The sequence below is a fragment of the Nocardia nova NBRC 15556 genome (genome assembly GCF_001613005.1).
GTDB lineage: Bacteria > Actinomycetota > Actinomycetes > Mycobacteriales > Mycobacteriaceae > Nocardia > Nocardia nova.
Genome location: NZ_BDBN01000004.1, coordinates 16,644 through 30,335 on the forward strand (window position 1 = coordinate 16,644; position 13,692 = coordinate 30,335).

Sequence of the window (13,692 nt, forward strand, 5' to 3'; positions counted from 1 at the left end):
TCACTCCTCGAATCTAGAACGTGTTCTACATCTGAACAAGGGGGGCGAGACGGTCCAGCTGCGCCACGTCGCGAACGGTCACCAGGAGCATTCCGACACCCGCCGCCTCCCAGACCTTCAGCTGGGAGCGCACATGGTCCTCGTCGCCGATGATGGCGGTGTCGAGGATCAGCTGGTCCGGGATCACGGCGGCGGCCTCGTCCTTACGGCCGGAGCGGAACAATCTGGTGATCTCGTCGACCTCGGCGCCGTAACCCATCCGCCGGTAGACCTGGGCGTGGAAGTTCAGCTCCTCGGCGCCCATGCCGCCGATGTAGAGCGCCATCACCGGCTTGATCCGATCGATTTCGGCGCGGGCGTCGTCGGTGATGATCACCTGGCAGCTCGCCGCGATCTCGAAGTCCTCCCGAGAACGCCGGGCACCGGGCCGGGCAAACCCCTCGTCGAGCCATTCGTCGTACATTCCGGCGAGTCGCGGGGTGTAGTAGATCGCCAGCCAGCCGTCGGCGATCTCGGCCGTGAGCGCCACGTTCTTGGGCCCCTCGGCGCCGAGCCAGATCGGCAGATCCGCACGTAGCGGGTGGGTTATCGGCTTGAGCGGTTTACCCAGGCCGGTCGAACCCGGCCCGTCGTAGGGCAGCCGGTACTGCGCGCCCTGACTCACCACCGGCGCCTCCCGGGCCAGCACCTGGCGGATGATCCCGACGTACTCGCGGGTGCGCTGCAACGGTTTGGCGAAGGGCTGGCCGTACCAGCCCTCCACCACCTGCGGGCCGGAGACGCCCAGCCCCAGGATGTGGCGGCCACCGCTGAGGTGATCGAGGGTCAGCGCGGCCATCGCGGTCGCGGTGGGGGTGCGAGCGGACAGCTGCACCACCGACGTCCCGAGCCGGACCCGATGCGTGGACGAACCCCACCAGGCCAGTGGCGTGAAGGCATCCGAACCCCAGGACTCGGCGGCGAACACCGCGTCGAATCCGGCCTCCTCGGCGGCCACCACCAACTCCCCGGCGTTGGGCGGCGGCCCCGCACCCCAATATCCGAGCTGCAATCCGAACCGCATCGTCGACTCCTTCCGCCCAGCCCGTTTCACCGAGCCCGTTGCCGGACACCTTTCCAGGTAGCCCTTGCCACCAGAATAAGAACCTGTTCTACTCGATATCGTGACCAATGGGAACACCATGACCGGCGTAATCGCGAAAGGCAGCGGTCCGGAAGCGGAACCCGCACCCGAGGTACTCAGCGCCGAACTACGAATGAAGTTCGACTACACCCGATCGGTCGGACCGACCATCGGCCGGTTCCTGACCGGGCTGCGCGAGGGCCGGATCGTCGGCGTCCGCGGCAGCGACGGCCGGGTGATCGTGCCGCCGGCGGAATTCGATCCGGTGACCGCGGAGCGGCTGACCGACTTCGTCGACGTCTCCGATGTCGGCACGGTGCAGAGCTGGAGCTGGGTCGCCGATCCGCTGCCCGGCCAGCCGTTCGACCGCCCCTTCGCCTGGGCGCTGGTGAAATTCGACGGCGCCGACACGGCGGTGCTGCACGCTCTCGACGTGTCGTCTCCCGACGAGGTGCACAGCGGATTGCGCGTGCGGGTGCGCTGGGCCGCCGAACGCACCGGCAGCATCCACGACATAGCCTGTGTCGAACCGGGCGAGACCTCCTCGGCCCCAGCCGGTTCCACCTCGTCGGATGCCGATGCTGCCGAGCCGGTCACCGGCATCGTCACTCCCATCGACCTGCGGTACAAGCACACCGCCTCGCCTACCGAGACGCGGTATCTGAAGGCGCTGGCCGAGGGACGCCTGATCGGCGGTCGCGCCGACGCCGAGAGCAAGGTGTACTTCCCGCCCCGCGGCGCCGACCCGATCGACGGCCGTCCGACCGACGAGATGGTCGACCTGCCCGACACCGGCACCATCACCACGTTCTGCATCGTGAACGTGCCGTTCATGGGACAGAAGATCAAGCCGCCGTACGTCACCGCGTACGTACTGCTCGACGGCGCCGATATTCCGGTGCTGCACCGGGTGCTGGGCTGTGATCCCAGCGAAGTCCGCATGGGTATGCGCGTGAAGGCGGTGTGGAAGCCGCGCGAGGAGTGGGGTTACACGCTGGAGAACGTGGACCACTTCGAGCCCAACGGCGAGCCGGACGCGGACTACGACAGCTACCGGCACCACCTCTAGGAGCGAAACACCTTGAGCGACAACGCTACAGATATCGCGGTGGTGGGCTTCGCCCACGCCCCGCATGTCCGTGAAACCTACGGCACCACCAACGGTGTCGAAATGCTGGTCCCGTGCTTCCGGCAGCTGTACGACAAGCTCGGCATCGGCGTGTCCGATATCGACTTCTGGTGCTCGGGTTCTTCCGATTACCTTGCCGGACGGGCCTTCTCGTTCATCTCCGCGATCGACTCGATCGGCGCCGTGCCGCCGATCAACGAATCGCACGTCGAAATGGACGCCGCCTGGGCGCTGTACGAGGCGTGGGTGAAGCTGCGCTCCGGACAGGCCGAGACCGCCCTGGTCTACGGCTTCGGCAAGCCTTCGGCCGGCACGCTGCGGCAGGTGCTGACGATGCAGATGGATCCCTACCTGGTCGCCCCGCTGTGGCCTGATGCGGTCTCGGTGGCCGGACTGCAGGCCCGGGCCGGACTCGACGCCGGGAACTGGACCGAACGCGATATGGCCGCGGTCTCGGCCGCCGACGACGCCGAGATCGAGAAGCGCCTCGCCGCACCGTATGTCGCGAATCCGCTGCGCGAGCACGACATCGCGCCGATCACCGACGGCGCCGCCGCGATCGTGCTGGCCCGCGGCGACAAGGCTCGCGAGCTGTGCGAGCGGCCGGCGTGGCTGACCGGCATGGCGCATCGCATCGACACCCCGATGATCGGCGCCCGCGATCTGACCACCTCCCCCTCCACCACGGCCGCGGCCAAGGCGGTGCTCGGCGGGGATGCGAGCGGATTCGATGTCGCCGAACTGCATGCGACCTACAGCCACGAACAGCTGATCCTGAAGCAGGCCATCGGGCTGAGCGAGTCCACCCGCATCAACCCCTCGGGTGGTGCGCTGGCGGGCAACCCGATGTTCGCCGCAGGTCTGGAACGAATCGGCTACGCGGCCAACGAAATCATGAACGGCACCGCCGAGCGAGCCCTCGCACACGCCACCAGTGGTCCGGCGTTGCAGCAGAACTTGGTGGCGATCCTGGAGGCAGGACGATGACGCAGCAAGCCGCCGTACTCGGCACGGGACAAACCCATCACGTGACGAAACGGACCGATGTCTCGATGGCCGGTATGTGCCGCGAGGCAATCGATCGCGCACTCGAAGATGCCGATCTGACGATGGCCGATATCGACGCGGTGATCGTCGGTAAGGCGCCGGATCTGTTCGAGGGCTCGATGATGCCCGAGCTGTTCATGGCGGATGCCTTGGGCGCCACCGGAAAACCGCTGCTGCGAGTGCACACGGCGGGTTCGGTCGGCGGTTCGACCGGCGTCGTGGCCGCCAACCACGTGCAGGCCGGTGTGTACCGCCGGGTGCTGGCGATCTGCTGGGAGAAACAGTCCGAATCCAATGCGATGTGGGCGCTGTCGAATCCGGTGCCGTTCACGATGCCGGTCGGCGCCGGTGCGGGCGGATACTTCGCGCCGCACGTGCGCGCGTACATCCGCCGGGCCAACGCTCCCCTGCACATCGGCGCGATGGTCGCGGTGAAGGATCGCCGCAACGGCGCGAAGAATCCGTTCGCCCACCTGCGCCAGCCCGATATCACCATGGAATCGGTACTCGCGTCCCAAATGCTTTGGGATCCGGTGCGTTTCGACGAGACGTGCCCGTCCTCCGACGGCGCGTGCGCGATCGTGATCGGCGACGAGGAGTCGGCGAAGGCTGCCGAGGCGTCGGGTAAGAAGGTCGCGTGGGTGCACGGCACGGCCATGCGCACCGAACCGCTGGCCTACTCCGGCCGCGACCAGGTCAATCCGCAGGCCGGACGCGACGCCGCGGCCGCACTGTGGAAGCAGGCCGGGATCACCAATCCGCTCGAGGAGATCGATGCGGCCGAGATCTACGTCCCGTTCTCCTGGTTCGAGCCGATGTGGCTGGAGAACCTGGGCTTCACCCCCGAGGGCGAGGGCTGGAAGCTGGTCGACGCGCGCGAGACCGAGATCGGCGGGAAGCTGCCGGTCAACCCCTCGGGCGGCGTGTTGAGTTCCAATCCGATCGGCGCGTCCGGCATGATCCGCTTCGCCGAGGCGGCCAAGCAGGTAATGGGCCGGGCCGGCGATTACCAAGTCGAGGGTGCTCGAAAAGCCTTCGGCCATGCCTATGGTGGCGGATCACAGTACTTCTCGATGTGGGTAGTGGGCTCGGAACCACGGTGACGCGCAATTCCGCCGGCATTTCCGGGTGACCGGATTGCCGGCGGAAAGCACATTTGCAATTCCATCAGCAAATTCGCCGATACCGCCGAGCCGGGAGTTCGACATGACCGCTACCACCACCACCGAACATCCGGCACGCCTCGCCGGACGAGCCTCACAGGCCGCGGTCCGCGCCCGGGACAAGGACGCGTGGCTGGCACTGTTCGCCACCGACGGCATCGTGGAGGACCCGATCGGCCCCTCGGTCTTCGACCCCGAGGGCGCGGGCCACCGCGGCCACGAGGCCATCGCGGCGTTCTGGGACAAGGCCATCGCCCCCACCGAATCCATCGACTTCCTCTTCGGGGACTCCTTCGCCTGCGGCAGCGAGGTGGCCTTCACCGGGCTGATCCGCACGCAGCTGGGCGGACACGTCATCGACGCCGAGGGCGTCTTCACCTACAAGGTCGACGACGCCGGGAAGATCGTGGCACTGCGCGCGTTCTGGGAGACCGATCGCGCGATGGGGACCATGCGCAAGCAGTGAGGCAGTGCGGCACGAAACGAGGGCCGCACGAACAACAGGGCGGGCACCCATCGGGTGCCCGCCCTGTCCGTGTTCAGGGTGCGAATCAGGCCTTGGTCTTGTAGTCGACCTGGAATTCCTTGATGCCGTTGAGCCAGCCCGAGGTCAGACGCTTGGGGTCGCCGAGCTTGGTGATATCGGGCAGATGGTCGGCGATGGCATTGAAGATCAGGTCGATCTCCAGGCGGGCCAGGTTGGCGCCGATGCAGAAGTGCGCGCCGGTACCACCGAAGGACAGGTGCGGATTCGGATCGCGAGTGATGTCGAAGGTGTACGGATTCTCGAACACCTCCTCGTCGAAATTGGCCGAGCGGTACATCAGCAGGACACGCTGGCCCTTCTTGATCTGCACCCCGGACAGTTCGGTGTCGACCAGCGCGGTCCGCTGGAACGAGCTCACCGGCGTGGCCCAGCGGATGATCTCGTCGGCGGCGGTGGCCGGCCGCTCGCGCTTGTAGAGCTCCCACTGCTCCGGGTTCTCCAGGAACGCGATCATGCCGTGGGTGATGGCGTTGCGGGTGGTCTCGTTTCCGGCGACCGCCAGCAGGATGACGAAGAAGCCGAACTCCTCCGAGGTCAGCGCCTCACCGTCGATATCGGCATTGACCAGAGCGGTGACGATGTCGTTGGCCGGTTCCGCCTTGCGGGCCTCCGCCATCTGCCAGGCGTAGCCGAGGATCTCCATCGATGAGGCGGCCGGGTCGGCATCGGTGTCCGGATCGTCGTAGCCGGTCATCTCGTTGGACCACTGGAAGACCTTCATCCGGTCTTCCTGCGGGACGCCGATCAGTTCGGCGATCGCCTGCAGCGGCAGCTCACAGGCCACCTGGGTGACGAAGTCGCCGGCGCCGCTGGCCGCGGCCGCGTCGACGATCGATTTGGCGCGGGCGGACAGCTCCGCGCGCAGACCGTTGATCGCGCGCGGGGTGAAGCCCTTGGAAATCAGCTTGCGCAGTTTGGTGTGTTCGGGCGCATCCTTGTTGATCAGGATGTGGCGCTGCAGCTCGATGGCCTCGCGCGGGATGTCGTCGTTGAAGCGGGGAATCGCGGTGTTCTCGTAGGTGGAGAAATCGTCGCGCCGCGAGACCTCCTTGACATCGGCGTGCTTGGACACAACCCAGAAGCCGTCGTCGTGGAACCCTCCGACCTCCGGAGACTGCGGGTTCCACCAGATCGGCGCGGCCCGGCGCAGCTCCGCGAACTCTTCGACGGGAATGCCGCGGGCCCACATATCGGGATCTGTGGCGTCGAACCCCTCGGGGAGGTTCGGAGCTACATGGGTGTCAACCACCAGTTGTCTCCTTCGACTAACTGAAACACGTTCTACCTTCATTGCAGCATAGGTGGTATCAGTAGTAAAGAAGCCATAGTCCGCCCTCAGTACATCCACAGAACTTGTTCCAGTTTCTGTGCTGATACGGATCCTGTTCGAAAGGTTGAAGTTATGGGCACCCCCGTCATCGTCGAGGCCGCGCGCACCCCGATCGGCAAACGCAACGGCTGGCTGGCCGGCCTGCACGCCGCCGAGGTGCTCGGCGCCGCGCAGCGCGGCGTCCTCGAGCGCGCACAGCTCGATCCGGCATTGGTCGAACAGGTCATCGGCGGCTGCGTCATGCAGGTCGGCGAGCAGGGCAACAACGTCACCCGCACCGCATGGCTGCACGCCGGACTCCCCTGGCAGGTGGGCGCGACCACGGTCGACTGCCAGTGCGGGTCCGCCCAGCAGGCCAACCACCTGATCGCCGGGCAGATCGCCCAGGGCGCGATCGACATCGGCGTCGCCTGCGGCGTCGAATCCATGAGCCACGTCCCGCTGGGCGCGAACGTGGGCGAGAACGCCGGGCCCCGCCGCCCGGCGAGCTGGGACATCGATATGCCCAACCAGTTCGAGGCGGCCGAGCGAATCGCCAAGCGGCGCGGCATCACCCGCGACGATATCGACGAATTCGGCGTGCGCTCACAGCGTTTGGCCGCGCAGGCCTGGGCGGAGGGGCGCTTCGACCGCGAGGTGCTGACCATCGCCGGCGCGCCGCAGGTCGACAAGGAGGGCACCCTCACCGGCGAGACGCTCGACGTCAACCGCGACCAGGGACTGCGCGAGACCACCCGGGAGAGCCTGGCGAAGCTGAAGCCGGTGCTGGAGGGCGGAATTCACACCGCCGGCACCTCGTCGCAGATCTCCGACGGTGCCGCCGCGGTGCTGCTCATGGACGAACAGGCCGCCGCGCGTGCGGGACTGAAGCCGCGGGCGCGCATCGTCACCCAGTGCCTCGTCGGCGCCGAGCCGGAGTTCCACCTGGACGGCCCGGTACAGGCGACGACGCGGCTGCTGGAGAAGTCGGGCATGAGCATCGCCGATATCGACCTCTTCGAAATCAACGAGGCCTTCGCCTCGGTCCCGCTGTCGTGGGCGTCGGTGCACAAGCCGGATATGGACCGGGTCAACGTCAACGGCGGCGCGATCGCGATCGGACATCCGGTCGGCAGCACCGGCTCGCGGTTGATCACCACCGCCCTGCACGAGCTGGAACGCTCCGACAAGTCGATCGCAATGGTCCTCATGTGCGCCGGTGGCGCACTTGCGACCGGAACAATCATCGAGCGGTTGTAATACCGAACAGATTTCATCCGTAGTTGAACGTTCATCCTCACAGGTCCGAGACGTGTCGTACGCCACACAAACTGCGATACAGACAAAAGGATGAGATGTCAGCTATCTTCCGGTTATCAATGGCCCGTTGAGCGAGACTCGTTCGACGGGCCAGAACCGGAGCGTACTGCCCCTCGACCAGTGAGGGTGCGGTGCCCCGCAAACGCGCCGACGCTGAACGGTTCCCGGACGGCCGACCTGGAAGCTTCAAGGAAATCCTGAATCAGGCGTAGGTTTTCAGTTACTCAGCCGCTAATATCAATGATACGTATCCGAGATAACGACTGTTAGTACAGCGAAGGGAATTGGGCGGCTCACAATGGCTGATTTCGCGGCGCGGCTGAACAAGCTGTTCGAAACCGTGCATCCCCCGGGGCGTAAGCCGCACACCAATGCCGAGGTGGCGGCAGCGCTCACCGCCTCCGGGCATCCGATCTCGAAACCGTATCTCTCGCAGTTGCGGTCGGGTCAGCGGACGAACCCCTCAGATGAAACGGTTGCCGCACTGGCAAAGTTCTTCAAGGTCAAACCGGACTACTTCTTCAACGACATCTACGCCGCCAAGATCGACCATGATCTGGAGTTGCTGTCCCAGCTGCAGGGCTATGGACTGCGTCGGCTGTCGAGCAGGGCGTTCGATCTCTCCGAAGAGTCGCAGAACCTCCTGACCTCGATGGCCGAAAAGCTCCGGGCGAGTGAAGGTCTGCCCGAGGTTCCACCGGACGGCACGGAATAGCAAGTCGGACAAGGCAACACAGTGCGGCACTCGGAACCGCACTGTGTTGTCTTGTGACCTGAGACCGAAGCGGTGACGCTTCGGTCTTCGCTGTGCATTTCACGCTGCGCTGTGCGATTCACGCTGCGCTGCGCAATACGACCCTGCGCTGCGCGATAGGACCGCCCGCCCAATCGGTCCGGCCGCATCGATGGTCAATCCGCCTGTGCGACAGCTGATTTCCGGTCGACCGCGGTGCGCTCGAAGGCGCGGGCGATCGCCTGCACCCAGCCGCGCGGGCTCAATCCCTCCGGCGGTGCGATCCAGCGGGCGTCGACGATCTCGTCACCGAGCGGATTGCGGGCCCAACGGGCCACCCGTTCCGCGCGTTCGGTAACCGAACGCGCGGGCACCCCCGCCGCCGCCAGTTCCATACCGCCGCCGGTCTGCAGATATAGTGCGTCCATGATCTGAGCGACTTGGTCGGACGCCTTGAGCTCGGTGACCGACACCGTCTGCTCGTGCGCCACCACCTCGGGAAAACGTTTGATCATGGTCCGGTGCAGGGCTCGGATCTGTCGCAGCAGCAGCCGCGCCCGCATCCACCGCTCGATCACGATCCATACCGCGCCGCCCGCGATCAGCAGACTCGCGAGCTGCCAGCCCGGCCAGAACCACCCCGGCTCGCCGGGAGGAACCGGTTGTGCACCGACCGTCAGCCGCCGGATCGATAGTGCGGCAAGCACTCCCGTGGCCATGGTGCCCGCGGTGTAGAGCGCGATACCGCGCCCCAACGCCGTCCAGTCCAGATTGCGCAGACCCGTCACCGCGATGAAGACACATCCGAGCAGCGTCATGGCCCAGCCGAACAGGATCGACCAACCGATGGTGGCGGCGATGAGGAAGGCGCCGAAACCGTATACCGCCCAAGCGATTTGACGCAGATTTCGACGCGAGACCACCGGCCAGGCGGCAGCCGCCACCACCGAGGTGGCCACAGCGAACAGCAGCCAGGTCGCCGCCACCAGCCGGTCGGCCAGAGCCTGACCGTTGATTCCTTGCGGCCGTGAGTGGTCCACCGCGACCGCGGTTTCCGGAACGCCGAGTGTGGCCGCGGCGCCCACCGCCGCGACCGCGATCACGATCGCCATCCGGGCCGTGGTCGGGGGCTTCACCAGGACGCGGCCGATACGGGCACTGGCCGCCATCCACACCAACAGGGCCGTCAACGAGAACATCATCACCAACCCTTCCCTTTCGTCGGATGACCGGCATGCACCGTCATCCGAGCCTTTTGCGGATGACCGAGCAGTCCTACATGTTTACGCACGCTGCCGCCTCCGGTCCCCTCGGTCATCCGAGTGCCTCGTCGAATCGGAGCACCGAGACGCCGGAACCACGGTTGTCGAATACGCGTAGGCGGGTCGTCAACATGCCGGCGAAGGTCTCGGCCTCCCACTCGTACTGCTGGTTTCGACCGTCGTCGACGATCCGCTGATGCGCACGCTGGGACAATATGTAGGCGATCAGGTCGTCGCCGGCCTCGAGCATGACCTCGGCGGTCGGTTCACCGGGATGGTCGAAGACCACATGTCCCAGTTCGTGTGCGAGGGTGTGGTCGCGACTGGGCAGGGCCGTGGCCAGCACGATCACATCCTTGTCCGGATAGCTGCGGCGCTGACCGCAGACACCCGGCCCCAGCCGGGCATCAGTGATTTCGATCAGGCGGCCGCGTTCGGCGGAGATCGCGAGGACCACCTCCTCCAACGTGGTGGCGTCGAAATCGGCGGCAACCGCGCACACCGCGTCGACGGCGACGGCGACGCGGCGATACGAGCGGCCTGTCTTAATAGTCCGGCTCTCGATCATTCCGCGCCCCTCAGGCCCTCGGTCCGAAGAATTCCGCCCGTGCGGCGTCGAGGCGTGCCTGCGCCGCCGAGGCACTGCGAAAGCTCATCACACCGGAGCCGACCGCGGCGAGCGCCGTGGCGATCACACTGCCGGCGACCGCCGGAATCTCGACCTCCGGCGGTCTGCCAATGGCCACGATCTGGTCCCCGGCGGGATTCGGCTGGGCCGGCGCGGGCGCCGGAGCCGCGGACAACGCCGACGGGGCGGGGGTCGGTGCGATCGGGACCGCGGCCGGCGCGGGTGGGGCGGCGACGTCGACCGGAGGCAGGGGACCGGCGGGGACCCGCGGCATCGTCGGGAGCACCGGCGTCGGTCGCGCGGGAACCCCGCGCCGCCGAACCCGGTGCGGCAGTACGAGAATCAGCAGCGGCGACCTCGCGGCAGCGGCCCTGATCGCGGCCGGTCCGGTAACCGGGGGCCCGGGGTCGATCACAATAGCCGATTCGGAAGCCGTTGCGGCGGGGCCCGTTCCGGTCAGCGAGGCCAGGAGGGAACCAGGGGCCGCCGGTCCGGGCAACCCTGCGGGAGCCGGCGCCGACGAGGTCGTAGCGCCTCCCGGGGCGTCGAGATTGCCATGGTTCTGGTTATCGTCTGCCGGAGTAGGCCCCCCGCACCCGGTGCGGACGCGCCCGGCTGCTGCCGTGCTTCGGCACCGGGACCAGTCGGCCGGGAATCTGCGGAGCCCTGCTCCATTGCGGCGTTCGGCTGAGATGCGGGCGGATGGGATGGTTGGGCGTGACCCGGATTCGGCTGACCTGGATTCGGCTGACCTGGATGGGGCTGACCCGGATTCGGCCGAGCCGGATTGTCGTGAGCTGGGTGAGCGGCGGCTACCTGGGGGCCGAGAACCGCACAACTACAGATCATTCCGGCGACCGCAACAACGCGCGCTACCCGCCCCATGGTCATGCGCTCGCCTTCCCTCGAGTTCTCAGCGCAGATCTCTACCCGGTCGCCACAACCCATCGCCGGGACCTCGCGATGCGGCACATCCTAACTTCAGACAGTTCGCTCGCGCAGCGAGATCGGTTGAGCCCGAATGCTCGTCGCGCCGCGGCGCGCGGAATCGTCGACCCGTGCGGATCATCGCGATGGGAAGGAGGCACCGTTGCGCGATCCGGCGGGCGTGTGTCGTTGCCGAGCGGGTTGCCGCGATCAGGCTCCGTACACCGGCTCGGGACGCTACGCGACTGCGGGTTTCGGCCCTGGAGGTTTCGGCCCCGAAGGTATCGGCTCGGACACGGTGCGCTCGAAGGCGCGGGCGATCGCCTGCACCCAGCCGCGCGGGCTCAATCCCTCCGGCGGTGCGATCCAGCGGGCGTCGACGATCTCGTCACCGAGCGGATTGCGGGCCCAGCGGGCCACCCGCTCGGCACGTTCGGTGACCGAACGCGCGGGCACCCCCGCCGCCGCCAGCTCCATACCGCCGCCGGTCTGCAGATACAGCGCGTCCATGATCTGAGCGACCTGATCGGAAGCCTTGAGCTGAGTGGCCGACACCGTCTGCTCGTGCGCCACCACCTCGGGGAAACGCTTGATCATGGTGCGATGCAGGGTCCGAATCTGGCGCAGCAGCAGGCGCGCCCGCACCCAGAGCTCGATCACGATCCACACCGCACCGACCGCGATCAGCAGACTCGCGAGCTGCCAGGCCGGCCAGAACCAGCCCGGATCGCCGGGGCGCGCGGGTTGTTCACCGATCGCCAGGCGCCGAATCGACAGCGCGGCAAGGACTCCCGCGACCACCGTGCCGGCGGTGTAGAGCGCGATACCGCGCCCCAGCGCCGTCCAGTCCAGATTGCGCAGGCCGGTCACGGCGACGAAGACGCCGCCGAGCAAGGTCATGACCCAGCCGAACAGAATCGACCACCCGATGGTGGCCGCGATGACGAGCGCGCCGAAACCGTAGACCAGCCAGGCGATCTGACGAAGATTCCGGCGCGAGACCACCGGCCAGGCGGCGGCCGCGACCACCGACGTCGCCACCGCGAACAGCAGCCAGGTCGCCGCCACCAGCCGGTCGGCCAGGGCCTGGCCGTTGATCCCCTGCGGCAGTGCGTGATCCACCGCGACCGCGATCTCCGGGATGCCGAGGGTGGCCGCGGCGGCCACCGCCGCGACCGCGATCACGATCGCCACCCGGGCCGTGGTCGCGGGCTTCACCAGGACACGACCGATGCGGGCGCCGGCCGCCATCCACACCAACAGCGCAGTCAACCAGAACGTCATGTTTCTACCCCGTGCCTGTCGTCGGATGTCCGAGGGGCCCTCCGTGGTTACGCACGCTGCCGCCTCCGGTCCCCTCGGTCATCCGAGAGCCTCGTCGAATCGGAGCACCGAGACCCCGGCGCCGCGATTGTTGAAGACGCGCAGGCGGGTCATCAGCATGCCGGCGAAGGTTTCGGCCTCCCACTCGTACTGATCGTCGCGCCCGTCGTCGACGATCCGCTGATGCGCGCGCTGGGACAGCATGTAGGCGATCAGATCGTCGCTGGCCTCGAGCGTCACCTCGGCGGCCGGTTCACCCGGGTGGTCGAAGACCACATGTCCCAGTTCGTGCGCGAGGGTGTGGTCGCGACTGGGCAGGGCGGCGGCCAGCACGATCACATCCTTGTCCGGATAGCTGCGGCGCTGACCGCAGACACCCGGTCCGAGCTGGGCGTCGGCGATTTCGATCAGGCGGCCGCGTTCGGCGGAGATCGCGAGGACCACCTCCTCCAACGTGGTGGCGTCGAAATCGGCGGCAACCGCGCACACCGCGTCGACGGCGGCGGCGACGCGGCGGTAGGAGCGGCCCGTCTGAATCCGGCTCTCGGTCATCTCGCGCCCCCTCAGGCCCTCGGTCCGAAGAATTCCGCGCGTGCGGCGTCGACGCGCGCCTGCGCGGCGGAGGCGCTCTGGAAACTCACCGCGCCGGAGCCGGCCGCGGCCAGCGCCATGGCGATCACGCCGCCGAGCACGGCCAGCGTCTTGACCTCGGGCAGGCCGCTACTGGCCGCGGTAGGACGCACGGCTGGATTCGACTGGGCCAGTGCGGGCGCCGGGTCCGCCGGGGCAGGAGCCGGTGGTGCGGGTGGCGCCGCGGGCGGGACCGCGGCGGGCGCCGGGAGTGCGGCGACGAAAGGCTCACCCGGCACCGCGGGGACGGCGGGGACCGGCGGCACCGGCGGGATGGCGAGCGGAGGCGCTGCCGGTACCGGCGGGGGCGGAACCGGCTGCAGCAGAAGCAGAAGCAGCAACGGCGACATCGCGGCGGCCGACCCCACCGCAGCCGATCCCGTGATCGCGGAGCCGGTGCCGAGCAGCGTGGCCAGCGCGGAACCCGTTGCGGCGGAACCTGTCCCGGCGAGGCCCGCGAGCGCGGATCCGGTGGCGGCGGAGCCCGTGCCGAGCAACCCGGCCAGCAGCGCACCGGTTCCGGCGGCGGCCGATCCGGTGGTCGCGAGCGC

At 67.7% G+C, this 13,692-nt stretch carries 13 protein-coding genes and 1 pseudogene; 6 read left to right on the forward strand and 8 right to left on the reverse strand.

The genetic code is table 11. The features are described 5' to 3' along the window. Positions 1 to 25 precede the first annotated feature (25 nt). On the reverse strand, positions 26 to 1,063 hold the full coding sequence (locus NN2_RS02485; RefSeq protein WP_063009993.1) for an LLM class F420-dependent oxidoreductase: 1,038 nt from the start codon (positions 1,061 to 1,063) through the stop codon (positions 26 to 28). Between the two features lie 118 nt (positions 1,064 to 1,181). Here NN2_RS02485 and NN2_RS02490 point away from each other — a divergent pair, with 118 nt between their 5' ends. The 4 genes from NN2_RS02490 (at position 1,182) to NN2_RS02505 (ending at position 4,928) form a co-directional block, all read left to right on the forward strand. Next, positions 1,182 to 2,192 carry a Zn-ribbon domain-containing OB-fold protein gene (locus NN2_RS02490; protein WP_063009999.1) on the forward strand — a complete coding sequence of 337 codons (1,011 nt, stop codon included), beginning with the start codon at positions 1,182 to 1,184 and terminating at the stop codon, positions 2,190 to 2,192. Positions 2,193 to 2,204: 12 nt separating this feature from the next. After that, positions 2,205 to 3,239, forward strand: coding sequence for a thiolase family protein (locus NN2_RS02495; RefSeq protein WP_063010001.1), 1,035 nt, complete (start codon positions 2,205 to 2,207; stop codon positions 3,237 to 3,239). Next, positions 3,236 to 4,402, forward strand: coding sequence for a thiolase family protein (locus tag NN2_RS02500; RefSeq protein WP_062962009.1), 1,167 nt, complete (start codon positions 3,236 to 3,238; stop codon positions 4,400 to 4,402). The genes NN2_RS02495 and NN2_RS02500 overlap by 4 nt, the downstream gene beginning before the upstream one ends. 103 nt (positions 4,403 to 4,505) lie before the next feature. Next, entirely contained in the window at positions 4,506 to 4,928 is a 423-nt protein-coding gene (locus NN2_RS02505) for a nuclear transport factor 2 family protein (protein WP_063010003.1), read from the forward strand. 85 nt (positions 4,929 to 5,013) lie between these two features. On the opposite strand, the gene NN2_RS02510 is transcribed toward NN2_RS02505, so the two are convergent. Beyond that, a complete protein-coding gene (locus NN2_RS02510; RefSeq protein WP_051757275.1) occupies positions 5,014 to 6,198 on the reverse strand; it encodes a cytochrome P450 in 1,185 nt (394 codons plus the stop codon). Between the two features lie 213 nt (positions 6,199 to 6,411). Between NN2_RS02510 and NN2_RS02515 the strand changes: the two genes are divergently transcribed. Further along, a complete protein-coding gene (locus tag NN2_RS02515; protein ID WP_063010005.1) occupies positions 6,412 to 7,578 on the forward strand; it encodes a steroid 3-ketoacyl-CoA thiolase in 1,167 nt (388 codons plus the stop codon). A gap of 358 nt (positions 7,579 to 7,936) precedes the next feature. After that, positions 7,937 to 8,353 (forward strand): helix-turn-helix domain-containing protein, encoded by a 417-nt coding sequence (locus tag NN2_RS02520; protein WP_014348820.1) that lies wholly within the window; start codon positions 7,937 to 7,939, stop codon positions 8,351 to 8,353. A gap of 194 nt (positions 8,354 to 8,547) precedes the next feature. Here NN2_RS02520 and NN2_RS02525 read toward each other — a convergent pair whose 3' ends face one another. The 6 genes and pseudogenes from NN2_RS02525 to NN2_RS37610 all read right to left on the reverse strand — a co-directional run. After that, a complete protein-coding gene (locus NN2_RS02525) occupies positions 8,548 to 9,573 on the reverse strand; it encodes a hypothetical protein (RefSeq protein WP_063010007.1) in 1,026 nt (341 codons plus the stop codon). Between the two features lie 112 nt (positions 9,574 to 9,685). Then, on the reverse strand, positions 9,686 to 10,201 hold the full coding sequence (locus NN2_RS02530) for an ImmA/IrrE family metallo-endopeptidase (RefSeq protein WP_063010009.1): 516 nt from the start codon (positions 10,199 to 10,201) through the stop codon (positions 9,686 to 9,688). Between the two features lie 10 nt (positions 10,202 to 10,211). Next, entirely contained in the window at positions 10,212 to 10,535 is a 324-nt protein-coding gene (locus NN2_RS02535) for a hypothetical protein (protein ID WP_064902747.1), read from the reverse strand. An 890-nt stretch (positions 10,536 to 11,425) separates the two neighbouring features. Further along, a complete protein-coding gene (locus NN2_RS02540; protein WP_063010013.1) occupies positions 11,426 to 12,472 on the reverse strand; it encodes a hypothetical protein in 1,047 nt (348 codons plus the stop codon). A 78-nt stretch (positions 12,473 to 12,550) separates the two neighbouring features. Beyond that, complete coding sequence (locus tag NN2_RS02545) at positions 12,551 to 13,063, reverse strand: ImmA/IrrE family metallo-endopeptidase (RefSeq protein ID WP_063010015.1); 513 nt, start codon at positions 13,061 to 13,063, stop codon at positions 12,551 to 12,553. Positions 13,064 to 13,074: 11 nt separating this feature from the next. Beyond that, a pseudogene (locus NN2_RS37610) lies at positions 13,075 to 13,692 on the reverse strand (hypothetical protein); the annotation flags it as partial.